Annotated in this window: 19 protein-coding genes; 10 read left to right on the forward strand and 9 right to left on the reverse strand. The window is 70.2% G+C overall.

Annotated features, from left to right (window positions below):
* Positions 1–19 precede the first annotated feature (19 nt).
* Positions 20–316: a DUF3017 domain-containing protein gene (locus tag ACIBG8_RS24160; RefSeq protein WP_397345177.1), complete on the reverse strand. Its 297-nt coding sequence runs from the start codon at positions 314–316 to the stop codon at positions 20–22.
* Positions 300–1,418: a citrate/2-methylcitrate synthase gene (locus tag ACIBG8_RS24165; protein WP_397345178.1), complete on the reverse strand. Its 1,119-nt coding sequence runs from the start codon at positions 1,416–1,418 to the stop codon at positions 300–302. Before ACIBG8_RS24165 ends, ACIBG8_RS24160 begins: the two co-directional genes overlap by 17 nt.
* A gap of 223 nt (positions 1,419–1,641) precedes the next feature.
* Between ACIBG8_RS24165 and ACIBG8_RS24170 the strand changes: the two genes are divergently transcribed.
* Positions 1,642–2,295, forward strand: a complete 654-nt coding sequence (locus ACIBG8_RS24170) for an FHA domain-containing protein (RefSeq protein ID WP_397345179.1) — start codon at positions 1,642–1,644, stop codon at positions 2,293–2,295.
* Between the two features lie 63 nt (positions 2,296–2,358).
* Positions 2,359–3,045, forward strand: a complete 687-nt coding sequence (locus tag ACIBG8_RS24175; protein WP_397345181.1) for a polysaccharide deacetylase family protein — start codon at positions 2,359–2,361, stop codon at positions 3,043–3,045.
* Here the strand turns inward: ACIBG8_RS24175 and ACIBG8_RS24180 are convergent.
* The 4 genes from ACIBG8_RS24180 to ACIBG8_RS24195 are packed head-to-tail and all read right to left on the reverse strand — an operon-like array spanning position 3,020 to position 9,625.
* The gene (locus tag ACIBG8_RS24180; protein WP_397345182.1) at positions 3,020–4,195 is read right to left on the reverse strand and encodes an FAD-dependent monooxygenase; all 1,176 of its coding nucleotides are present in this window, start codon (positions 4,193–4,195) and stop codon (positions 3,020–3,022) included. The genes ACIBG8_RS24175 and ACIBG8_RS24180 overlap by 26 nt on opposite strands.
* A gap of 31 nt (positions 4,196–4,226) precedes the next feature.
* Complete coding sequence (locus ACIBG8_RS24185; RefSeq protein WP_397345183.1) at positions 4,227–7,115, reverse strand: BTAD domain-containing putative transcriptional regulator; 2,889 nt, start codon at positions 7,113–7,115, stop codon at positions 4,227–4,229.
* On the reverse strand, positions 7,072–8,202 hold the full coding sequence (locus tag ACIBG8_RS24190) for an anhydro-N-acetylmuramic acid kinase (RefSeq protein WP_397345184.1): 1,131 nt from the start codon (positions 8,200–8,202) through the stop codon (positions 7,072–7,074). The genes ACIBG8_RS24185 and ACIBG8_RS24190 overlap by 44 nt, the downstream gene beginning before the upstream one ends.
* A gap of 4 nt (positions 8,203–8,206) precedes the next feature.
* Positions 8,207–9,625 (reverse strand): glycoside hydrolase family 10 protein, encoded by a 1,419-nt coding sequence (locus tag ACIBG8_RS24195; protein WP_397345185.1) that lies wholly within the window; start codon positions 9,623–9,625, stop codon positions 8,207–8,209.
* A 205-nt stretch (positions 9,626–9,830) separates the two neighbouring features.
* Here ACIBG8_RS24195 and ACIBG8_RS24200 point away from each other — a divergent pair, with 205 nt between their 5' ends.
* The 4 genes from ACIBG8_RS24200 to ACIBG8_RS24215 all read left to right on the forward strand — a co-directional run bounded on the left by ACIBG8_RS24200 (position 9,831) and on the right by ACIBG8_RS24215 (position 14,358).
* Positions 9,831–11,375, forward strand: coding sequence for a glycoside hydrolase family 3 protein (locus ACIBG8_RS24200; RefSeq protein ID WP_397345186.1), 1,545 nt, complete (start codon positions 9,831–9,833; stop codon positions 11,373–11,375).
* Positions 11,372–12,232: a MurR/RpiR family transcriptional regulator gene (locus ACIBG8_RS24205; protein ID WP_397345187.1), complete on the forward strand. Its 861-nt coding sequence runs from the start codon at positions 11,372–11,374 to the stop codon at positions 12,230–12,232. Before ACIBG8_RS24200 ends, ACIBG8_RS24205 begins: the two co-directional genes overlap by 4 nt.
* 451 nt (positions 12,233–12,683) lie before the next feature.
* Positions 12,684–13,256, forward strand: coding sequence for a TetR/AcrR family transcriptional regulator (locus ACIBG8_RS24210; protein ID WP_397345188.1), 573 nt, complete (start codon positions 12,684–12,686; stop codon positions 13,254–13,256).
* Complete coding sequence (locus tag ACIBG8_RS24215; protein WP_397345189.1) at positions 13,240–14,358, forward strand: prolyl oligopeptidase family serine peptidase; 1,119 nt, start codon at positions 13,240–13,242, stop codon at positions 14,356–14,358. The genes ACIBG8_RS24210 and ACIBG8_RS24215 overlap by 17 nt, the downstream gene beginning before the upstream one ends.
* Positions 14,359–14,862: 504 nt before the next feature.
* On the opposite strand, the gene ACIBG8_RS24220 is transcribed toward ACIBG8_RS24215, so the two are convergent.
* Both ACIBG8_RS24220 and ACIBG8_RS24225 read right to left on the reverse strand, forming a co-directional pair.
* A complete protein-coding gene (locus ACIBG8_RS24220; RefSeq protein ID WP_397345190.1) occupies positions 14,863–15,711 on the reverse strand; it encodes a bifunctional methylenetetrahydrofolate dehydrogenase/methenyltetrahydrofolate cyclohydrolase in 849 nt (282 codons plus the stop codon).
* A gap of 446 nt (positions 15,712–16,157) precedes the next feature.
* Positions 16,158–17,156, reverse strand: coding sequence for a LacI family DNA-binding transcriptional regulator (locus tag ACIBG8_RS24225; RefSeq protein WP_397345191.1), 999 nt, complete (start codon positions 17,154–17,156; stop codon positions 16,158–16,160).
* A gap of 103 nt (positions 17,157–17,259) precedes the next feature.
* On the opposite strand from ACIBG8_RS24225, the gene ACIBG8_RS24230 reads away from it, so the two are divergent.
* The 4 genes from ACIBG8_RS24230 (at position 17,260) to ACIBG8_RS24245 (ending at position 23,527) form a co-directional block, all read left to right on the forward strand.
* The gene (locus ACIBG8_RS24230) at positions 17,260–17,724 is read left to right on the forward strand and encodes a hypothetical protein (protein ID WP_397345192.1); all 465 of its coding nucleotides are present in this window, start codon (positions 17,260–17,262) and stop codon (positions 17,722–17,724) included.
* 63 nt (positions 17,725–17,787) lie between these two features.
* On the forward strand, positions 17,788–21,870 hold the full coding sequence (locus ACIBG8_RS24235; RefSeq protein WP_397345193.1) for a glycoside hydrolase family 38 C-terminal domain-containing protein: 4,083 nt from the start codon (positions 17,788–17,790) through the stop codon (positions 21,868–21,870).
* The gene (locus tag ACIBG8_RS24240; RefSeq protein WP_397345194.1) at positions 21,867–22,622 is read left to right on the forward strand and encodes a hypothetical protein; all 756 of its coding nucleotides are present in this window, start codon (positions 21,867–21,869) and stop codon (positions 22,620–22,622) included. Before ACIBG8_RS24235 ends, ACIBG8_RS24240 begins: the two co-directional genes overlap by 4 nt.
* Complete coding sequence (locus ACIBG8_RS24245) at positions 22,622–23,527, forward strand: ROK family protein (protein ID WP_397345195.1); 906 nt, start codon at positions 22,622–22,624, stop codon at positions 23,525–23,527. Before ACIBG8_RS24240 ends, ACIBG8_RS24245 begins: the two co-directional genes overlap by 1 nt.
* Here the strand turns inward: ACIBG8_RS24245 and ACIBG8_RS24250 are convergent.
* Positions 23,502–23,669 (reverse strand): hypothetical protein, encoded by a 168-nt coding sequence (locus ACIBG8_RS24250; RefSeq protein WP_397345196.1) that lies wholly within the window; start codon positions 23,667–23,669, stop codon positions 23,502–23,504. The genes ACIBG8_RS24245 and ACIBG8_RS24250 overlap by 26 nt on opposite strands.
* Positions 23,670–23,722: the final 53 nt, after the last annotated feature.

The following is a 23,722-nucleotide window of genomic DNA, read 5'->3' on the forward strand; positions in this document are numbered from 1 at the left end:
GCCGCGAAGGCGGCCGTCCTCAGCGACCGAACAGGTCGAGGATGGCCGCCTTCAGCGCGTCGTTGTCGACCAGCATCGACAGGCAGACGATGACGAACCCGAGACCGCCGATCATGATGACGTCGGCGGTCTTTCCGCGTACGGCGAGCTGCCCGCCGTACCCGGAGAAGCGGAAGACCGCGCCCAGCATGAGCACGCCTCCCAGGGCGAAACCGCCCCACTTGAGGTCGACCAGGACGATCACCAGCAGCGCGACGAGCGCACCCACCAGGATCAGCGGGTACGCCCCCCAGCGGGAGTCACTGTCGCTCGTCAATAGGCTTCCACTTCTGGTCACGCTCCCCGATGTACTCGCTGTCGGGGCGGATCAAACGGTTGTCCGCGTGCTGTTCGATGACGTGCGCCGTCCATCCGGACATGCGGCTGATCGAGAACACCGGGGTGAACAGATCGGTCGGAATGCCAAGGTAGTGGTACACGGTCGCCGCGTAGAAGTCGACGTTCGGGTACAAACCCTTGGTCTCGAAGACGACCTCTTCCATCTCCTTGGACATCCTGAAGTACGTGGGATCGTCCGCCGAGAGCTCCTCGGACAGCCTGCGCAGGTGCGTGGCGCGCGGGTCCTCGGTCTTGTAGACCCGGTGGCCGAACCCCATGATCTTCTCGCCGGCCGCCAGCTTCTCCCGTACGGCTTCCGCCACCCCGGTCGGCGACAGCGACTCCAGCGTCTTCATGACCTGCTCGTTGGCCCCGCCGTGCAGCGGGCCCTTCAGCGTGCCGATGGCCGCGACGATGGCCGAGTGCATGTCCGACAGCGTGGCAGCGCAGACGCGGGCGGCGAACGTCGAGGCGTTCATCGTGTGGTCGGCGTGCAGCACCAGGCAGGTGTCGAAGATCTCCACCGCGCGCGGCGACGGCGTGTTCCCGGTGACCTGCAGCAGGAAGTTGCCCGCGATGCTCAGCGAGGCGTCGGGCTCGGGCACGTCGATGCCCTTGCGCGCCGCGTGGTAGCGCGCGACCAGGAGCGGCTGCTGCGCGGTCAGGCGCGCTGCCTTGCCGAGGTTCGCCTCCGGCGCGATGGAGTCCTTGTCCGGGTCGTCGGCTCCGGCCAGGGAGACGAGCGAGCGCAGCGCCTCCATGGGCTTCTGCTTCTCGGCGATCTCGGCGATGTTCGCCGAGACCAGCGCGCCGAGCTCGCGTCCCCTGACGAGTTCCGCGCCGTAGTCCGCCAGCTCCTGGCGGGTGGGTAGCTTGCCGCGCTGCAGCAGGTGGGCGGTCTCTTCGAAGGTTGCTCGACCGGCCAGATCGTGAATGTCGTATCCACGATAGAAGAGGCGACCGGCCTTCCCGTCGATGTCGCTGAGCGCTGTGGACGCGGCTACGACATCGGCCAGGCCTTTTGTGGGCTTGTCCGCCATGAGTGTTTCCTCCGCTTAACGTCGCCCGAAGTCTACCCGTGAGCTGGCAAAACCGTCCGCAAAGGTCTAGGCCAATTTCACGCTGGATTCTCCTTATGGCAAAGGAGATTCCGCATCCCCTCGTTTGGGTAAGCCGGAGCTGTAGTAATAGTTACGGCAGGCTACCTGGGGAGGGAACCTACCGTGACAAAGGGCATCATCACCGACCCCGGGAGGAACTGCCGTGGAGGGGCCGTTCATACGCATAGAGGACACTGGCGAGGTAGTCCCTTTGCGCCCCGAGATCACAACGGTAGGGAGGGGCCGCGGTGTTGACATCCGGCTCACCGACCCGAGTGTTTCTCGGCTCCACGCTGAGTTCGTGCGGCGAGGACCCTACTTGTACGTCGTTGACCTGGGCCTGTCCCGCAACGGCACGCGAGTGAACGGCCGGCCGATCGCCCGGAGGGTACTCGACGACGGTGACGTCGTCTCCTTCGGTGCGGCCAGAGGCCGGATAGGTGGGATCCCACGCGAGGACTTCGCACCGGAGGTCGAGCTGCGCCGCGCGGCGGCGCCCGAGCTCACCAGGCGCGAGGTCGACGTCCTGACATCACTGTGCAGGCCGGCGCTTTCCGACGAGGCGTTCGTGGCACCCGCCACGGCGCGCGAGATCGCCGACGACCTGGTGGTGACCGAGGCGGCGGTCAAGCAGCACCTGTTGCGGCTTTACCAGAAGTTCAGGATTCCCGAGGGAACCAACCGGCGTACGCGGCTGGCCAACGAGGTCGTCGCGCTCGGTCTGGTCAGGCCGACACCTGTGGTGCCGCCACAGCGTTCCGCTACGACCCCGGCTACGGAGAACCAGCCGTCCGCCGCGGGCAGGCGGGCCTCCTGAGCCAACCTTTGGGCTGAGCCGCGTGTCTAACCCCGTAGGAATGCAACACCACGGGGGGAAATCGTGGGGAAGCTCATCACGTTAATTCTTGCTGCCCTCATCGCCGTCGTGCCGACGGCGGCGGGGGCGCAGGCTCGCACGAAGCGGCTCGTCGACTGCGCCACGGCCAGGTGCGTGGCGCTGACGTTCGACGACGGGCCGAGCAGGTACACCACCAAGCTGCTCGACCTGCTCGACGAGGCGGGCGCCAAGGGCACGTTCTTCGTGGTCGGGCAGAACACCGCCCGCTACCCCGACGTGCTCAAGCGCATGGTCGCCGAGGGCCACGAGCTGGGCAGCCACACCCAGAACCACGCCAACCTGACCAGGCTCTCCGCCGAGAAGGCGTACAAGGAGATCATGGGCCCGATGCCCGACCTGGAGGCGGCCGGCGCCTCCGTGACCCTCATGCGCCCGCCGTACGGAGCGACCAACGGGACGGTGGGCAGGGCGGCCGAGCGGGCGGGCCTGGCGCAGATCCTGTGGACCGTGGACCCGGAGGACTGGCGGGTGCGCAACTCGGCCGTCGTGGCCAGGCGCGTCCTCGCCCACACCAAGCGTGGTTCGATCGTCCTGGTCCACGACATCCACCCCACTACGGTCGCCGCCATGCCGAAGGTGATCGCCGAGCTCAAGCGGCGCGGGTACGAGCTCGTCACCGTCTCGGAGCTGCTGGGCGACCGGATCAAGCCCGGCGTCCGGCTGCCATGAGTGCCGGGTAGTCGGCCAGCTCGACGCTCTCGGCCATCTTGTTGCCGGCCTTCTGCATCGAGTTGAGCAGGAACTGCTTCCTGAAGAGCAGGTTGCGCAGCCAGATGCCGCGCTTGGTGAGCGGGGCGAGGAATCGCCCTGCTCTGCTCGTCTCGGTGCCCTTGACGTGGGCGAGCATGATCTCGTCGTAGCGGCGGAAGGCGGCCTGGTGGTCGCCGCCCGCCAGGGCGAGCTCGCCGGCGAGCACGTATCCGGCCACGAACGCCAGGCCGGAGCCGAACCCGGCCAGGGTGTTGCCGTAGCCCGCGTCACCGATGAGGGCGACCCTGCCCTTGGTGTAGCGGTCCATCGTGACCTTGCTGATCGAGTCGAGGTAGACGTCGTCGGAGCGCCTGATGGCGGCGATGATCTCCGAGGTGCGCCAGCCCATCCCGGCGTAGTGACCGGCGATGATCTCCTTCTGCTCCTCCATGTCGTAGCGGTTGTAGGTGAGGGCTTCCGCGGCGAAGACGAAGAAGGCGGGCGCCTTGTTGCCACCGGCGGCGATGAGCCTGCCCGGCTCGTTGTAGAGCTGGCCCATCGGGGCGAAGGTCTCCTTGATCTGGGCCATGCCGTAGTAGTGGCCGAGGTGCTTGACGTAGTCGGCCTCGGGGCCGAAGGCCAGGCGGCGCACGTTGGAGTGGATGCCGTCTGCGCCGACGACCAGGTCGAAGGTGCGGGGGGCGCCGCGCTCGAAGGTCGCGTGGACGCCGGACGCGGTCTCGGTGAGCGAGGTGATGGAGTCACCGAAGACGTACTCGCAGGCGTCCTTGGTGCGCTCGTACATGATCAGGGCCAGCTCGCCGCGCTGGATCTCCAGGTCGCCGCCGGTGAACGAGTTGGGATACAGGGCGATCCTGCGTCCCTTCGCGTCGACGAACTCCTGGTCCTCGCCCTTGGTACGGCGGCGCCGCACCTCATCCAGGATGCCCATCCGCTCCAGCAGGTCCAGGTGGGCCTTGCCCTTGAAGTCGATGGCCTGGCCGCCGGAGCGCAGTTCCGGCGCCTTCTCGACGACGGTGACCTGGAAGCCGTAGCGGGTGAGCCAGTAGGCGAGAGCGGGGCCGCCGATGCTGGCGCCGGAGATGAGGACTGTCGTGTTCTTCTTCATGTCCCAGAGCTTCGCGAACCCCGCTGACAGCTCATGGACAGGCGGCTGACAGTTCTGTCAGCGCCTCCTCGCGGGTCATGGACGCGCCCCTGGAGTAGGCGGCGGCGAACGCCTCGGCGCCGACGAGGTCACGGGCGGCCGCCGCGGCCCTGGCGACGTCGGGGTCGCCCGCCATGGCCGTGCCGCGGATCGCCACCGCGACGCCGAGCAGCAGCGCTGCCCGCTCGCCAGCGCCTTCCAGCAGCGCCGCCTCCGCCTGCGCCTCGGTCGCGTCGGCCAGGTCGGGGCTCAGACCCGAGGCTCGCGCGGCGGCCAGGGACGCCTTGAAACACGCACGGTCGCCGTCCAGCCGTCCCATCGCGGCGAGTACGGCGGCGCGCATGCCGTCGGCGCCGAACCCCTCGCGCGTCGCCGCGAGCGTGTCCTGGAGCAGCGCACGGCAATGGTCATCGTCGCCACGGAAGCGCGCGATCTCCGCCCGGCCGAGCAGCACGTTGGCCGACACGTCGACCGACAGGTCCGCCGCCAGCGCCAGGTCGGCCGACGCCGAGGTCAGATCTCCCTGCCTGACGCGTGCGTCGGCGCGGCGGATCAGGATGTCGGCCTGCTCCTCCCCCGCGCCCAGCTCGCCGAGCAGGCCGATCGCCTCGTCCCACATGGAGTGGGCGCGCGCCCACTCCCCGCGCCAGCTCGCGAGCTCGGCCAGCCAGTCGAGCCCCTGCGCGATGCCCCACCGCTCGCCCACCTCGCGGAACAGCCCGAGCACCTCCACCAGGTCGGCCTCTGCCTGGGCGGGCACGCCGCCGAGCCACAGCAGCAGGGTCTCGCTCAGCCTGATCAGCGCGTGGTTCCACGGGTCCGCCCCGAGCAGCGGGTCGTCCGGCCTGATGGTCCGCGTCGGGCCTGCCGACATCCCCCACACCACGGCGGTGAACGGGTAGCGCAGCGCCCGGTCGAACGCCTTGATGATCTCCCCTGCCCGGTCCCAGTCCTCCTGGTCCGCCCTGGGGATCGCGTACGCCACGCACATGATGTACTCCTCCTCCAGGCCTTCCTCGGGGCCGCCGAGCAGCCGCGACGCGATCGAGCCGACCTCGCCGCGCCTTCCTGCCAGGAAGCAGTAGGCGGCGAGCGCCGCGACCAGCCGCATCGCCGTACGCCTGTCGTGCTCTGCGCCCCAGCGCAGCGCGGCCAGGAAGTTGCCGTGGTCGGCGGAGAGCCTGGCCAGCCAGTCGAGCTGCTCGGGCCGCCGCAGGTGCGGGTCGGCGCGCTGGGCCAGGTCGAGGAAGTAGGCGGCGTGCTCCCTGTTCGGTGGCGTCGCCTTCTCGCGGCAGAACAGGCGGACGGTCTCCGACATCCTGAAGCGGTTGCCTTCGGCGACGACGAGCGACTTGTCCACCAGGCTGTCGGGCAGGTCGCCGCAGATCGCCTCGACCGCCTCCATCGACGCGCCCCCGGCGAACACCGAGAACCGCGCGGCCAGCTCCCGCTCGGCAGGCGTGAGCAGGTCCCAGCTCCACTCGACCACGGCCTGCAGCGTCTGGTGCCTGGACGCCGCCGTACGGTCGCCGCGCGACAGCAGCTTGAACCTGCCGTGCTCGGCCAGCCGCGTGGCCAGCTCGTCTATGCCGAACGTGCGCAGCCTGGCCGCTGCGAGCTCGATGGCCAACGGCAGTCCTTCCAGCGTGGCGCAGATCTCCCGTACGGCCGGCCGTACCTCGAAGGACGGTTGCACGGCCCGCGCGCGGTCGGTGAACAGCCGCACGGCCTGGTCCTCGGTCAGCGGCGCGAGATGGACCAGCACCTCGCCCGTGATCCCGAGCGGCTCGCGGCTGGTGGCCAGGACGCGCAGGCGCGGGCACTCGCCGAGCAGCGTGCGCGCCAGCGCCGCCGCGGCGTCGATCACGTGCTCGCAGTTGTCCAGGACGAGCAGCACGTCCTGGTCGGCGAGCGCGGCGACGAGGCGGTCGACCGGGTCCTCGGAGTGGAAGGACTGCAGGCCGCCGTCGCGCACCCCGAGCGCGCCGAGCACGGCCGGCGCCACCTGGTCGCCCGCCGAGAGGTCGACGAAGACGCCGTCGGGCGCCGCCTCGACGGACAGCCGCGTCTTGCCCGTGCCGCCAGGACCGACGATCGTGACCAGCCGGGCCTGCTGCGCCCTGAGCCTGGCCAGCTCCTCCTCGCGTCCGACGAAGCTGGTGAGCTGCGCGGCAGGACGCCTCCTGCGCGGCCGGTCGGCGCGGAGCAGGGCCAGGTGCAGCTCGGCCAGCTCCGGCGACGGGTCGGCGCCGAGCTCGTCGGCGAGCACGCGCCTGGTCCGTTCGTAGGCGGCCAGCGCCTCGCCCTGCCTGCCCGCCGCGTGCAGGGCGCGCATGAGCTGGCCGGTGAGCCGCTCGCGCAGCGGGTGCTCGGCGACCAGGCGCTGCAGCTCGGCCACGGACGTGCCTTCGGGCTGGTTGAGCTCGGCCTCCGCGAGGTCCTCCATGGCGGTCAGCCGCAGCTCGTCCAGCCTCGCGGCCTGCGCCTGGCCGAAGGGCAGGTCCGCCAGCGCCTCCCCGCGCCACAGGCTCAGCGCCTCGCGCAGGCTCTCCGCCGAGTGGCGGCCTTCCCTGACGAGCCGCTCGAAGCGGTGCACGTCCACGTCGTCCGGGTCGATCGCGAGCCGGTAGCCGGTGCCGTTGAACTCGATGAGGTCGGGCAGGTGGCGGCGGAGCCTGGACACCTGGGCCTGCACGGCGTTGGCTGCGCCCGCCGGCGGCTCCTCGCCGTACTGGCCGTCGATCAGCTGCTCGACGCTCACCACGTGGCCGGCGTTGAGCAGGAGCATCACCAGGAGCGCGCGGGGGCGCGGGCCGCCGACGGAGATCGGCTCCCCGTCAGCTGACCTGATCTCCAGTGGGCCCAGGACGCCGAATCGCATGGATGAACCTTATGTCCGCCTCGATCGGCTCGGGCAGGCGGAGCGGTCCCGCTCCCGGCGTGATCGTGCCCAGGATGCGGGAGCCCTTGGCTCCGGTGCAGCTCGGGACGGTGGCGGGCAGGCCGTGCGCGGTGAGCCAGCCGAGGAGGGAGAAGGCGATGGCTTCTTTGGCGTCGGAGGGGATCCCCAGCTCATCACTTCGCACGATTCTTGCCGACATGCGTTCTTCCAGCATCCGCATCAGCGTGGGATTGCGGACGCCACCCCCGGAGACGACGAGGGTCTCGAGGCCGTGCCTTCGCACCTCGGCCGCCACGGTCTCGGCGGTCAGCGCGGTCAGGGTGGCGACGAGATCCTCTTGCGGGAGGTTCGCCTGGACATATCCGGCGGTGAACAGCTCCTTGCCCGTGGTCTTGGGCGGTTCCTTGGCGTAGTAGGGCTCGTCGAGGAGGCTTTGGAGCAGGTCCGTGTCGATCTTTCCCGCCGCTCCCAGCAGCCCGTCCCTGTCGTACGGCGGCGCCGCCGCGTCGATCAGCGCGCACGCGGGGCCGGTGTCGTAGGCGATCGCCGGGTCCTTGACCGTCAGGTTCGCGATGCCGCCGAGGTTGAGCGCCCCCGAGCGGCCCTCGATCCCGTTGAGCATCAGCAGGTCGAGGTAGGAGACCAGCGGGGCGCCCTGCCCACCTGCTGCGACGTCGCGCACGCGCAGGTCGGAGACGACGGGGGTACCGGTGCGCTCGGCGATCCAGGCGGGCTGGCCGAGCTGCAGCGTGCCGTACACCCTCGGGCCCTCGACCCAGTGGAAGAGGGTCTGGCCGTGTGAGGCGATGAGGTCGGCCGGGCCCGCTTCCTCTGCCGCTCCGGCGAAGGCTTGGCCGATGAGCGTGTCGAGTCGGCATATTTCCGCCATGTCCACCTTGCCGGGTGGGAGGGCGGCGATGATGCGGGCTCTCAGGTCGTCGTCGTAGGGGCGTTCACCGGTCTGTTCGATCACGCCGGTCAGCACGCCGTCCTCCAGCGACCAGTCGACGATGGCGCTGTCGATCCCGTCGTGGGAGGTACCTGACATCAACCCGAGAACCCGCATATTTCTAGAACACCACCTTGAACGGGTTGCTCGGGTTGCTTGTCCTGTTCGCCCGGTCCACCGCGATCACGTAGTAGTAGTCACCCCGCTTGCCGTCCGGGTCGAGCCAGTTGACGATCCTGTCCCCGGGCACGACCGCGACCAGGTTGGTGGCGTCGTCGAAGCTGCTCAGCCGCTCGGCCGACCTGAAGACCGCGAACTGGAACGGTTCGTCGCGCCCGGTCGCCACCATCTTGACCTCGACGCCACCGGGACGGGTGCGCGCGACGGCCAGCACCGGCCGGTGCGGCTTGGTGCCGTTCGCCAGGCGCGGCAGGACGGGAGACAGCGCCGGCCGTACGTAGTGGTCGTTGACCGCCGTGGTGACCGAGGTGATCCGGTCCACGCGCACGTCGTTGGCGTTGTACCAGATGTCGCCGCCGACCTGCGGGTGGTTCTTGTTGAGCGTCAGGTGGTTCGACAGCTCCTTGGGGTTCTGCCACTGCGCCACCTGCGCCGGGTCGCCCGCCTTGTAGGCGGCCTGGCCGATCCACAGCTGCACGTCGGTGCCGGCCGCGACGTCCGACCACCACGGCACCAGCTTGGAGTAGTCGGCGGGGGGCTGGCCGATGTACCAGTAGAGCTGCGGCGCGATGTAGTCGAGCCAGCCCTTCTTCACCCAGCCGCGCGTGTCCGCGTGCAGGTTGTCGTACGACTGGCCGCCGTTCGTGTCGGAGCCGAGCGGGTCGGTGGCCTTGTTGCGCCAGATGCCCGACGGGCTGATGCCCCAGGCGATCTCCGGCTTGGCCTCCTTCACCCGCTGCTGCATCTCCGACACCATCAGGTCGACGTTGTGGCGCCGCCAGGTGGCCAGGTCGGGGAAGCCCGCGCCGTACTGCGCGAACGTCGCCGCGTCGTCGAACGCCGTGGTGTTGGTCGGGTAGAAGTAGTCGTCGAAGTGCAGGCCGTCGATGTCGTAGCGGGTGACCGCGTCCATCATGGCGTCCTGGCAGAACTTGCGTACCTCGGGGATGCCGGGGTTGTAGTAGAGCTTGCCGCCGAACGGCAGGATCCAGTCCGGGTGCTTGCGCCCCGGGTGGTCGGGGTGCAGCTTGGCCGGGTCCGACTGCATCGAGACGCGGTAGGGGTTGAACCAGGCGTGGAAGGCCAGCCCGCGCTTGTGGGTCTCCGCCACGGCGAAGCCGAGCGGGTCGTAGCCGGGGTCCTGTCCCTGCGTGCCGGTCAGCCACTGCGACCAGGGCTCGAACGGCGACGGCCAGAAGGCGTCGGCGGTGGGCCTGATCTGCACGAAGACCGAGTTGAGCCGGCGGCTCTGGGCGACGTCGAGCCAGGCCAGGTACTCGGCCTTCTGCTCGTCGGCGGTGAGGCCCGGCTTGGACGGCCAGTTGATGTTGACCACGGAGGCGATCCACATACCGCGCATCTGGCGGAGCGGATTGTTTGGGGTTTCCCCTGTTTGTGCGAAGGCCGGCAGCGGCACGACCGAAGCTGCGGCGGCGAGGGCGAGACCTTTCAGAACGGTCCGTCTGCTGGGCATTGGGGGGTGGCCTCTCGGGAAGTGGTTGTGTCTGGGGCGACGATGACAGAAAATTACCTTCCGATCAATATTGATGAAGGAAAATGTCATCGTGACTGCTGACCTGAACCGCCTGGCCATGACCGTGCTCCAGCCCGGCTTCGAGGGCACGTCCGCGCCGGACTGGATGCGGCGCGCGCTCGGCGAGGGACTGGGCGGCGCCGTACTCTTCGCCCGCAACGTTTCTTCGGGGGTTGCTTCCCTGGTCGCTTCGTTGCGTGCGGAGAATCCCGGTGTCGTGGTCGCCATCGACGAGGAGGGCGGCGTCGTCACCCGGCTGGAGGCGCGGACGGGCAGTTCCTTCCCGGGCAACAGGGCGCTCGGCGTGGTCGACTCCGTCGATCTGACGCATCGGGTGGCGGCGGAGATCGGGCGGTTGCTGGCCGCGGCGGACATCACGCTCGACTACGCGCCCTCGGTCGACGTCAACGCCAACCCGGCCAACCCGGTGATCGGGATCCGGTCGTTCGGGCCCACACCCTCGCTGGTCTCCCGGCATACGGTGGCGTGGATCGAGGGGTTGCAGGGCGCGGGGGTGGCCGCGTGCGCCAAGCACTTTCCCGGGCACGGGGACACGGTGACGGACTCGCATCTGGCGCTGCCGACGGTGCACGCGTCGCGGTCCTTGCTCTCGTCGCGTGACCTTCCTCCTTTTGAAGCGGCCATCAAGGCAGGCGTCCAAGCCATTATGTGCGGACATTTGCTGATGCCTGCCTTGGATCCGGCGCTGCCTGCGACGCTCAGCCGTACGATCCTGACCGGGTTGCTGCGTGAGGAGCTCGGCTTCGACGGGATGCTCGTCACGGACGCCATCGAGATGAAGGCCGTCGCAGCCTTGTACTCGCCTGGCGAGATCGCGGTCCGCGCGCTGAACGCCGGGGTCGACGCGATCTGCGTGGGTATCGCGACCGAGGAAAGCCTCTACTCCCTTCGTGACGCCATCGTCTCCGCCGTCCGCTCAGGCACCCTTGCCGAGGAACGCCTGGCCTCGGCCGCCAACCGCGTCCTGACCCTCTCCTCCTGGTACGCCCAGCAATCCCCCCTCCGCACCGCCGCCCTAACCTCCTCCCCCACCCTCACCCCTACCGCCACCCCCTCAACCGCACCCCCCTCCGCTCTTTCCGCTACTTCCTCAGCCGCTCCTCCCTCCGCTCCCTCAACCGCTTCTTCCTCCGCTCCTTCGGCGGGTTTTTCGGCCGGTTTGGAAGCCGCCCGAGCCGCCCTGACCACCACCGGGACGCCCAACCTCACCGCCCCTCCCCTGGTCGTCGAGGTCAATACCCGCCTCAACCAGGCCATCGACCCCTCCACGCCCACCGGACTGGCTGCCGCCCTCCCCGGCTCCATCCGCGCGACCATGACCGCGGAAGGCACCCTGCCGTCACTCGACACCGACCGCCCGGTAGTGCTCGTCGTGCACGACACCGCCCGCCATGAGTGGGTACGGCAGGCATTGTCCGAAGCCCTCACCCAGCGCCCAGACGCGATCGTCATCGAGACCGGCATCCCCGACACCCCGGTAGGCGCCGCGTATGCCGCGACCCACGGCATCTCCCGCGTCTCCGCCCAGGCGGCCGCCGAATGGCTGACCTCATGACCCAGCCCCCCAACCCCGTGGCGGCCATCAGAGGCGTACTCCCCTCCCTGACCCCCGCCGCCCAGGCCATCGCCAAGCTCATCCTGGAAGACCCGGGCGTGATCGTCCGCAGCACGATCACCGAGTTCAGCGCCGTGTCAGGGACCAGCGAAGCCACCATCGTCCGCACCGCGAGGGCGCTCGGTTTCACCGGTTACTCCCAGATGCGCTTCTCCCTGGCCGCAGCCGTGGCGAGGGAGAAGCCGGAACGCCTGGTCCCAGGCGATCTGGGCCCGGACGACCCGCTGACAGACGTGATCGCCAAGGTCGCCAGAGCCGAATCCGAGGCGCTGGACGACACAGCAGCCCAACTGGACCCGGCACAGCTGGGCGAGGTGGTGACAGCGATAGCCGAAGCAAGACGCGTGGACGTCTACGGCGTAGCCGCCTCAGGCCTGGTGGCTACAGACATGTCGCAGAAGCTCCTGAGAATAGGCCTGTCCAGCCACCCTTTCAGCGACGCTCACCTGGCATTGACCAGCGCCGCCCTGCTGCGGAAAGGCGACGTGGTGGTGGCCATAAGCTGCAGCGGCGAAACCCCCGACGTCCTGGTCCCCACCCGCACAGCGAAGGAAGCGGGCGCCATGGCGGTGGCCATCACCAACAACCCCAGATCCTCACTGGCGGAGCTGGCCGACCACACCCTGATCTCGGCAGGCCGAGAAACCGCCTTCCGCCCAGGCGCCCTGGCCAGCCGTATCAGCCAGCTCTTGATCGTCGACTGCCTCTTCGTAGGCCTGGCCCAACGCACCTACGAGACGGCTGACGCCGCCATCCGCGCCACCCGCGAAGCCACAGAACGCTACCGAACCCGCTAACCCACCCACCTCCAGCATTCCCCACCGCCTGCCACAGGCCTTCCACCCCCGCTTGGCTACCCACCACCCCTCAAAGGACCACCCACCTCACCCACCACCCTCCGCCCGCCAGGGGCCTTCCCCCGCTCGGCCCTCCACCCCGCTTGGCCTCGCCCACCGCCCCACCCGAAGACCGCCAAGACCCTCCGCCCAGCCCGGCCCCGCTCCACCACGTTCCACCCCGCCCGGACCCACTCCACCGCCCCGCCCAGCTCCTCTCCGCCACCTCACCCGAGGACCGCCCAACGCCCGGCACCCTCCACCCCCGCCCGGCCCCGCTCCCACCACCCCACGCAGCGCCCTCCACCAGCTCCTCTCCGCCGCCTCACCCGAGGACCCCACACCGCCACCCCACCGAGGGCGTGCGGCATGGGGTTTACGGCGTATACCTTGGAGGTGTACGTTGTATACCATGGGAACCAGTGACAGGATTGTTGAAGCGGCGCAAGGGATTCTCGTCGCCGAGGGCAGCGCAGCGGTGACCATGCGACGGGTCGCCGACGTGGTCGGCGTCACCGCCATGGCGATCTACAAGCACTTCGCCAACCGGGAAGCCCTCCTCGAAGCCGTCGCCCAACGGACTTTCGGGGAGCTCGCCGCCACCTGGGGCGCACGGGTTCCCGAGGGTGACTGGGACGATCGTGCGTTCGGGCTCATGGGCGACTTCCTGGACTTCGCGCTCGGCACTCCGCATCTCTATGCGTTCCTGATGACCGAGCGGCGGGAGCAGGCGCGGCAGTTTCCCGAGGGGTTCCAGGGCGGAGGTTCCCCGGCGTTCTCGCCCGTCGTCGAGCTGATCGCCGAGGGGATGCGGCTCGGCCTGCTGCGACAGGACGATCCGCTCGAAGTGACCCTCGTGATCACGTCGTCGACCCAGGGGCTCGTCCAGCTCTATCTCGGCGGGCGCATCGCGCTGTCGGAGACGGAGTTCCGGGCGCTGTGCACGCGGACCATCAGGAGGATCCTCCATGGCATCCAGGCGTAAACGGTTATGGATCGGCGTCGCCGCCGTCCTGGTCGTGCTGATCGGGGGCGCGGGGTACGGGGTGTGGTGGGGCAGCGGGCAGTCGGTCGAGGTGGTGCACTACGGTGCGGGCAGCGACAGCGTCCTGGCCAGCGGGAACGGCACCGTGACCTTCAAGGAGACCGCGAAGACCTCGCAGCCCGGCACGTACTGGTTCGAGTGGAGCGGTGCGCACACGATGGTCGGCGACATCGTGGCACGCACGCCAGGCCGGGTGACGCGCAAGGTGGTCGGCGGCGCCGTACCTTCTGTGGGTTCTTCCGGCTATTTCGGGGCCGTCCCGCCGGGCGACCCCAAGGTCACGTGGGACATCGACTTCTCCGAGATCATGGTGAAGACGGAGCTCGGGGAGGCGCCTGCCTGGTATGTCCCGGGCAAGGGAGACACCTGGGTCATCGCGGTGCATGGGCAGAACGGGCGGCGCAAGGCGGAGCTGTCGGTGGTGCCGGTGGTGCATCGGCTGGGGTTGCCGGTGCTCGTCGTCAGCTATCGCAACGACGAGGGGGCGCCCGCGTCACCGGACGGGCTGCTCCACCTGGGGGACTCCGAGTGGCGTGATCTCGAGGCTGCGGTACGGACCGCGCAGGGGATGGGCGCGCGACGCATCGTCATCTACGGCACTTCGATGGGCGGTGTGATCGCCGGGCAGTTCCTCGACCGGTCGCGGCTGGCGGGGACGGTGTCGGGGGTGATCATGGACGCTCCGCCGTACGACTTCGACCGCGTGGCAGCGTGGTCGGTGCAGAAGTATCACCTGCCTGGCGCTGTGGGATGGTTGAGCAACCGGGTGGCGGAGTGGCGCACGGGGATTTCCATGGATCGCCTCAACCTGCTGTCCCACCCGCCCGCCGTACGCCCCCGTATGTTGCTGATCCATACGGATGCGGATCTCCAGGCGCCCGTGCAGGCATCACGCGACCTGGCGGCTGCGGGTGGGCGGCTGGGGTGGGAGATCCGGTACGAGGAGTTCAAGGGCGGGGACCACGTGGAGGCTTGGAACGTGGACCGCGCCCGGTATGACCGTCTCGTCGGCGACTTTCTGGCACCCTTCGCAACCACCTGACGCACACACTTTCCGCGAGTGCCGACCGCACTCCCTGTGGGGATGCGGGGTCTTGGGGGGTTACGGAGGCTTTGGGGTGTACGGGCCCCCGTGGTGTATCGCGGCGCCGCGGGCGCGACCTCACCGATGGACGGCGCGAGGCCCCTCACGGAGCGGCCCATGGTGGGGCGGACGCGGACGGAGTAGCCGCATAGTGAAGCGGGCGCGTTGCGAGGCGGACGCGCGGCGAGGCGGGCCCGTTGCGAAGGGGGCCGTGGCGGGGCGGGCGCGTTGCGAAGCGGGGCGGGGCGGGTGCATAGCTGGGCGGGCCCGTGGCGGGGCGGGTGCATGGTGGGGCCGTGGCGGGCCCGTGACAAGGCGGACGCGTGGCCGGGCGGGCCCGTGGCTGGGTGGGCGCGTAGCTGGGCGGGCCCGCGGTGGGGTGGGGGCGTGGTGGGGTGGGCCCGCGGTGGGGTTGACGCGTAGCCGGACGGGCCCGGGGTGGGGTGGGTGGGCTATGGGCGTTTAGGGGGTTTGTTCGGCGGCTTCTACTACGTTGGATAGCAGGAGGGCGCGGGTCATGGGGCCTACGCCGCCGGGGTTGGGGGTGAGGAAGCCTGCTACCTCGGCCACCTCTGGGGCTACGTCGCCGGCGATTTTGCCCTCCACTCGGGAGACGCCCACGTCCAGGACTGCTGCGCCTGGTTTGATCATGTCGGGAGTGATCAGGCCGGGGACTCCGGCGGCGGCGATCACGATGTCGGCTCGGCGGACGTGGTTGGCCAGGTCCTGGGTGCCGGTGTGGCACAGGGTCACGGTGGCGTTTTCCGTGCGTCTGGTCAGGAGTAGGCCCAGGGAGCGGCCTACCGTGATGCCGCGGCCTACCACTGCTACGTCGGCGCCCTTCAGGGGGACGCCGTACTCCTCCAGGAGCAGGACTATGCCGTGGGGGGTGCACGGGAGGGGGGCTTTGACCATGTGGACCAGGCGGCCGAGGTTCACGGGGTGGAGGCCGTCGGCGTCCTTGTGCGGGTCCATGCGTTCGAGCAGGGCCATGGTGTCCAGGTGCTTGGGTAGCGGGAGCTGGACTATGTAGCCGGTGCAGTCGGGTGATGCGTTGAGGGTGTCGATGGCGGCTTCGACCTCGGCCTGGGTTGCCGTGGCTGGGAGGTCTACGCGGATGGAGGCAATGCCTACCTCGGCGCAGTCGCGGTGTTTGCCTGCTACGTAGATCTGGGAGCCCGGGTCGTCGCCTACCAGGACTGTTCCCAGGCCTGGGGTGATGCCTCGCTGCTTCAGCGCGGTGACTCTGGTGGTCAGGTCTGCTTTGATCTTCGCGGCTGTGGCCTTGCCGTCCAGCTTCACTGCGCTCATGGGTGGTAATCCTTCCACGCGCCCTTCCACCTGCGGCACCGCCGGTCCGTTGATAGGGGGTATCGGGTCATCCCACCCCTGTGGGGGAAGGCCGGAGGGTCCTGCGGGCGAGCGGGGGTTTCGGGCTGTGGGGGTCAGAGGGAATGCGAGGGCGAGGGGCAGCGCGGATGCGTGGCGCGCGAGCGAGCGGAGGTCCGCGCAGGAGCCCGGGGCCGCACAAGAGCGTGGGGGCGCGCACAAGCGCGGGGCGCGGGGGTGTCGGGGCGTGGGGGCGGGAGTGCGGGCGGGGGCGCTGGGCCGCGCGAGGTGCGGGGCCGCGCGGGATGCGGGATGCGGGAGGGCGGGGCGCGGGAGTGCAGGGTGTGCGGGAGTGGGGGCGCGGGAGGGTGAGGGCGTTCGAGAGGGTGGGCGCGGGAGGGTTGTAGGAGGGCTGGGTGGGAGTGGGGCTAAGGGTGGGATTCGGCGGAGCCGCGGGGGATCAGGCGGACGGGGATGCGGATCTCCTGCGGCGGGCGCCCCGGGTCGGTCAGGCGGTCGGCGAGGAGGTCCATCGCCGCCGTCCCGATCGCGTCCGGGTCCTGGGCCACCACGGTGATGCCGGGGCGGAGCAGTTCGGCCAGCTCCAGGTCGTCGAAACCGACCAACGCCGGCCGCCCAGGCGAGTCAGCCAACCGCCGCAACACCTCCACGGTGATGCGGTTGTTGCCGGTGATCAAGGCGGTCACCGGGTCCGAGGGGTCCAGGAGCCCGCGCAGAGCGCCCGTGATCGCGTCAGGGGTAGGGGTGCCCAGGCGGACCTCGTCCTCGTTCACCTGCACGCCGTGCGACGCCATCGTCTGCCGGAAGCTCGCCACCCGCTCCCGCGAGGTGAACACCGCCGGATCGTCCCCCAGGTAACCGATGCGCCGGTGCCCGAACCCCAGCAAATGCTCCACCGCCATGGCGATCCCGCCGGTGTTGTCCGACAGCACGCTGTCCGCCGCGATCCCCTGCGCCGGACGGTCCACCGCGCACACGGGCAACCCGTCGAGCAGGTCCGGCAGCAGGTAGTCCTGCCGCTTGGCGATCGGCGCGATGATCAGCGCGTTCGGCCGCCGAGCGCAGAACCCCAGGGCGACCTCGCGCTCCCGCGCCGGATCGTCATGGCTGGAGCCGATCATCACGACCAGCTCGTCGGACTCCGCCCTGGTCTCGACGGCCCTGCCGATCGCGGCGAAGAACGGGTCGGCGATGTCCCGCACGACCATGGCGATCGCCTGCGACCGCCCCTGCCGCAACTGCCTGGCGCCTTCGTTGCGCCGGTAGCCGAGCTCGTCGATGGCGTGCCGCACCCGGTCGGTGGTCTCCGGCGAGACGGTGGGCTCGCCGTTGACGACGCGGGAGACGGTCTTGAGCGCCACCCCGGCCGCCTCGGCCACGTCTTTCATGGTCGCACGACGATGCACCGCGCCAGCGTAGCAGGGATGACATCGTTGTCAGGCAGTGGTCAGTCACAACCAGGACCAAGTGGCCATTCGCCCTGAGGCAGACACCACGTAACCTCACCGCATGATCAGTGTAGAGCGTGGCTACAAGCACATCCGCAAGCTTCTGACCTCGGGCGAGCCGATTGTCACCCCCGAAATCAGCCTCAAGTGGTACGGCCTGCATCCGGAGGACCGCCCCATCCCCTACGAGGTGACCCGTGAGGCCCGAGCGGTCACGGCGCGGGAGATCCCGGCGGAGGCCGGTGAGCTCGGTTTCGTCATCCTGCACCGCGTCGGCGACAACTACCTCCTCCTGATCAACACCTGGCGCAACGAGAACGAGCTGTGGGAGACCGTCTACTTCAAGACCGACGGCGCCTTTGAGCTGGTCAAGATGGACGACACGCACAAGGCCACGTTCTGCGTCTGGGAGATGGGCGCCATCGTGCACGAGCAGCAGGCGTGGATCTCCTATCTGTTCTCCGACAGGGACGAGGCCGCCGCGCGCGCCTACCTGGACGACGTGCGCCCGCAGACGCTCGTCTAGCGGAATGACAACGTTGCCATTAGGGTGACGGGCGTCAGCAAAGCGCTCATCCAGGGAGCCCACGTGCCCGTTCGCCTGTTGTCAGCGGAATCGACAGACCTGTTCGTCGGGTCGGAGGCGCAGCCGTACCAAGTCCTGAAAGTCACCGTCGAGCAGGGCGAACAGGCGGTGCCGCTCGAGGTTCGCGGTGCGGGTGTCGAGCAGGCGGGGGCGGTGACCGTACCGGCTGGGACGGGTGTCGTCACCCTTGAGGTGCCGCTGAAGGTTTCCGGGAGCCGGGTGTCCTGTGTGGTCATCGCGGGCGAGGAGTCCCTGGAGACCGAGGTGGTCGCCGAGGAGCCCGGCTGGACGATGTTCATGGTGTCGCACTTCCACTACGACCCGGTCTGGTGGAACACACAGGCGGCCTACACGAGCCCGTGGGAGTTCCTGTCCGGCGACTCGACGACTCGGCCGCTGTGGGAGCGCAACGCGTTCGCCCTGGTGGAGGCGCACATCGAGCTGGCGTTGCGCGACCCTGACTACAAGTTCGTGCTGGCCGAGATCGACTACCTGAAGCCGTTCTTCGACACCCACCCGGAGCGCAGGGAGGACCTGAGGGCCCTGATGGCCGAGGGCCGGGTCGAGCTCATGGGCGGCACCTACAACGAGCCGAACACCAACCTGACCGGCGCCGAGACGACGATTCGCAACATCGTCTACGGCGTCGGCTACCAGCGCGACATCCTCGGCGGCGACCCGACGACGGCGTGGCAGCTCGACGTGTTCGGCCACGACCCGCAGTTCCCCGGCTACCTGGCGGACGCCGGGCTGACCGGCAGCGCGTGGGCGCGCGGCCCGTTCCACCAGTGGGGCCCGATCAGCAAGAACTTCAAGGAAGCCAAGAACGACGCGTCCCTGATGCAGTTCCCGAGCGAGTTCGAGTGGATCTCGCCGTCGGGCAAGGGCGTGCTGACGCACTACATGCCCGCGCACTACTCGGCGGGCTGGTGGATGGACTCCTCGCCGACCCTGGAGGCGGCCACCGAGGCGGTCTTCGACCTCTACAAGGCGCTGAAGCCGGTCGCGGCGACGAAGAACATCCTGCTTCCCGTGGGTACGGACTACACCCCGCCGAACAAGTGGGTCACCGACATCCACCGAGATTTCGCGTCAAAGTACGTCTGGCCGAGGTTCGTGTGCGGCACCCCGAAAGACTTCCTCGACGCCGTAAGAGCCGAAATATCGGACTTTAGCCCGCAGACGCGGGACATGAACCCCGTCTACACCGGCAAAGACGTCTCCTACATCGACACCAAGCAGGCCCAGCGCGCCGCCGAGGTAGCAGCGACCGACGCAGAGAAGCTGTCCGCCTTCGCCGCCCTCCTCGGCCTGGGCCGCTACCCGCACACCGCCCTGGACAAGGTCTGGCGCCAGCTCGCCTACGGCGCCCACCACGACGCGATCACCGGCTCGGAGTCCGACCAGGTCTACATCGACCTGCTCACCGGCTGGCGCGAGGCCTACGACCTGGCCGCCGAGGCCCGCGACAACGCCCTCGACGCGCTCACCTCCCGCATCGACGGCACCGGCGTGGTCGTGACCAACACGCTCTCCTTCCCGCGTGACGGTCTGGTCCGCGTACGGCTGGCGCCCGGCCAGACCGTCGAGGGCGCCGTGAACGACAACGGCACCACGGTCTTCCTGGCCCGCGACGTCCCGTCGATGGGCTGGCGCACCTTCCCCATCGTCGAAGGCGACGCGCCGACCTGGGAGAGCACCGACAGCACGAGCATCGAGAACGACCGCTGGCGGGTGAACGCCGACCCCGCGAGGGGCGGCACCCTGTCGTCGATCTTCGACCGCGCCACCGGCCGCGAGATCCTCACCGGCGCGGGCAACGAGCTGCGCGTCTACGAGGAGTACCCGGCGCACCCGGACATGGGTGAGGGCCCGTGGCACCTCATGCCGACCGGCGCCGCGACCGGCTCCAGCGACACCCAAGCGACCATAAAGTCGGAAAAATCCACGCTCGGCGAACGCCTGATCATCACCGGCCACGTCGGCGAGCTCGCCTACGAGCAGACGGTCACCCTCCTCCACGGCAGCGACCGCGTCGACTTCGCCACCCGCGTCCTCGACTACACCGGCGCCGACCGCCTGCTCAGGGTCCGCTTCCCCGCGCAGGTCGAGGGCGCCCTCCCGGTCTCCGACGTGGCAGGCGCCGTGGTCGGGCGCGGCTACGCCCTGCCCGACGCCGACTCCGCCGAGCACCCCTGGACCCTCGACAACCCGGCCAACACCTGGTTCGGCCTGTCCGCCACCGCGCGCGTCGACCTGGGCGAGGCGGGCGCGCGCGCCCTCGGCGTCGCCGAGGTGGTCGTGCCCACGCTGGACGACGCCCCAGGCGCGCGCGACCTGGTGGTCGCGCTGGTCAGGGCGGGCGTGACCGCCACGACGTCGTCCGCCCCAGGCAGCAGGTACGGCTGGCTGGACGTCGACTCCAACCTCCCCGACGTACGGATCATCCTCGGCGGCCCTGAGGAGAACCCGCTGGCCGCCGAGCTCCTCGACCGCGTCGACCACGCCTTCGCCGCCGAGCTGAAGCGCTCGGGCCGCGTCTGGGTCCCGGCGGAGAAGCCGCTCGCCGAGGTGTGGCAGCCGAGCGCCGACCTGCGCGACGTCCGCGCCCTTCCCGCGCTGATCGTGTCGGGGTCCGTCGAGGAGCTCATCGACGACCTGGCCGACGCCAGGATCGAGGCGGTGTGCCCGCTCGGCACGGAGACCCTGGAGGACAGGACCGTCGCGCTGCTCACGTACGGCCTGCCCGGGTTCGCCGTGGACCCGACCGGCGCGCTGCACCTGTCGCTGATGCGCTCGTGCACCGGCTGGCCGTCGGGCGTCTGGCTCGATCCGCCCCGCCGTACGACGCCTGACGGGTCGTCCTTCCAGCTCCAGCACTGGACGCACGAGTTCAGCTACTCCCTCGCCGCCGGTGACGGCGACTGGCGCGCGCTGGGCCTGCCCGCGGCGGGCCAGGAGTACATCACGCCCATGCTGCCCAAGGTGGTCGAGGGGACCGGCGACCTGCCGCCGGTCCACTCGCTGCTGAGCGTGGAGCCCGCGCGCGACGTGCTGCTCGGCACGGTCAAGGCGACGGGCAACCCGCTGGCACACGGGGCTTCCACCACGGACTCGGGTATCACGATCAGGCTGATCGAGTCGACCGGACTGGGGACCACGGCCACCCTGAGCTCGCCCCTGCTCGACGAGTTCCGGCAGGCCGACCTGCTGGAGCGGCCAGGCGACGCGGCCGACCTGACCCTGGCCGGGTCCGAGGTCGCCACGTTCGTCGCCCCGGTCCACCTGCCGGAAGCGCAGCGCGAGCTGGGCGCCACGGCCGAGCTCGCCCAGCCCGTCTACAGCCGCTACTGGCTGCACAACAAGGGCCCGGCCCCGCTCGGCTACCTGCCGATCTCCGTCGCGATCACTCCGGGCCTGGTCACCTCGCCCGAGGGCCAGTTCGAGGCGTCGGTCGTCGTCGCCTCGCACCTGGTCGACGCCGCGCACGAGGGCGTCGTCACCCTGTCGGCGCCCGACGGCTGGACGGTCTCCCCCGCGCGCCGCGCCTTCCGCCTCGAACCGAGCGGCCACCTGCGCTTCCCGGTCACCGTCACCCCGGCGGCCACCGAGGACGGGCTGCACTTCGTCGCCGCCACCCTCGACACGGGCGTCGAGGACGTCCTGACCGTCGCGATCGGCGAGGTCCCCTCCCTGCCGGTGCCCGGCCCCGTCCCGGAGGACGGCGTCGCCGCTCAGGGCACCAAGACCGGCGAGGGCCGTCCGACCGGCCTGGTCGTCACGGCGGTCACCGAGTCGCTCTCCCTGCGTCCCGGCGACGTCACCACCCTCGTCGTACGGCTGGCCAACACGACGGGCGGCGAGGTGCGCGGTGAAGCGCAGCTCGCCTCGCCGTGGGGGACGTGGGAGCTGCTGCCCGAGGTCATCCAGGGCTTCACGGTCGCGGCCGGGGAGAGCGTGGACGTCGCCTTCCCCGTCGAGGTGCCCGCAGACGCGGCCGCCGGGCACGCGTGGGCGCTCGCCAAGATCATGTGGTTCGGCCGGTGCCAGTACGCGCCGGTCGTCCGCCTGGAGGTCACCCGATGACGGGCCACGGCCACGGCCACGTGCTGGACGTCATCGGCTACGTCGGCGGGCAGCCGGTCCCCCGCGCGCCGCTCGACGCCAGGATCCGCGAGCTGCGCGAGGGCCCGCTCAACGCCGCACTGCCGGTCGAGGGCAGCTCGGAGGACAGGCAGCTCGCCCGCTGGCTGACCCAGGTCATCCTGACCGAGGTGCTGTGCGAGGACGAGGGCCGCGCCCGCGGCCTGGTCCCGCTGGAGGGGCCGCCGCTGGACCGGCTGGCGGCCGTCGAGCTGGGCTCCATCAACGCCTCCGCCTACAACGGCAGCCCGTGGGTGCGCGCGCTCTTCGAGGCGGTCACCGCCGCCGTGGAGATCCCCTCGGCCTGGCGTCCCGCGCCGGAGCCTGCTCCCGACACCCTGGTCCTGGTACGGCACGGCCTGTTCGAGAACGAAGCCGACGTCACGGAGGACCGGCTCGACGATCTCGGCGTCACCTCCCTGACGTCCCTGCCCTCCGCGATCGCCGAGGAGCTGGCGCGCCAGCCGTACGGCACGCTGGTCGGACCCGTGCGTGACGCGCTCGGCTGGCACCTCGCCATCGCGCAGCCCGTCACCCCGGCGTCCCAGCAGGGCGAGGACGGCCGGGTGGGCGCAGCGCGGCGGCGGGCGTTCGCCAGGTGGCTGGACGAGCGCAGGGCGGAACGCGTCGAGCTGGTGCCCGGCCTCGAACACCCCGGCGACCCGCGCCAGCCCGACAACCACCACAAACACTGATGACGCACGTCCTGGCCATCGACATCGGTGGCACCAAGCTCGCCGCGGCGCTCGTCGACGCGGCGGGCGCCGTGGTGCGCGACGGCACCGCGCCGACCCCGGCGACCGGCGTGTTCGACGCCCTGGCCGGGCTGATCGCCGACGTCCTGGACGACGGACCTGCGCCCGCCGCCGTGGGCATCGGCTGCGCCGGCCCGCTCGACCTGGAGAACGGCACCGTCAGCCCGGTGAACATCCACGACTGGCGCGGCTTCCCGCTGCGCGACCGGGTCGCGGAGCTGACCGGGCTGCCTGCCGTACTCGCGGGCGACGCCCAGTGCTTCACGCTCGGCGAGCACTGGCTCGGCGCCGGCCAGGGCAGCCCGGCGCTGCTCGGCGTGGTCGTGTCGACCGGCATCGGCGGCGGGCTGGTGATCGACGGCGCTCCCCTGCTCGGCCCCACCGGCAACGCGGGGCACGTCGGGCACATGTCGATCGACCCGTTCAACGGCGAGCCGTGCGCCTGCGGCGGCAGGGGCTGCGTCGAGCGTTACGCCAGCGGCCCGAACCTGGTCAGATGGGCGCACGAGAACGGCTGGCAGGGCGCGGACGCCGCCACCCTCGCCGCCGACGCGGCAACAGGCCACCCGGTCGCGCTCGCCGCGTTCGAGCGGGCGGCCAGGGCGCTGGGCGCGATGGTGGTGTCGACGGCAGCGGCCGTCGAGGTGACCGCCGTGGTCATCGGCGGCGGGGTCTCCAACGCCGGTCCTGTGCTGTTCGACCCGCTGGAGCGCGTGGTCGACGAGCTGGCCGGGCTCGGGTTCGTCAGGGCGGTGCGCATCCACCGCTCCACGCTCGGCGTGCGGGCCGCGCTGGCCGGTGCGGCCAGGCTCGCGTGGTCTACTGCGCTTCCCGGCGCTCGATGATCCGCCGGGTGAAGGGGATGACCTCCACGACCTTCGCGCCGAGGTAAGCACCGACGAAGGCGAGCACCAGCAGCACGAACGGGCTCGTCATGAACCCGTTCAAGGTCACCAGGGCGCGCAGGATCGTGTCGAGCAAGGCCATGAAAGGACTCCGGGGCAGTCAGGCGGCGAAGCCAACAGATTAACCGCAGTTGA

The organism is Nonomuraea sp. NPDC050556 (assembly GCF_044457355.1).
Classification (GTDB): domain Bacteria; phylum Actinomycetota; class Actinomycetes; order Streptosporangiales; family Streptosporangiaceae; genus Nonomuraea.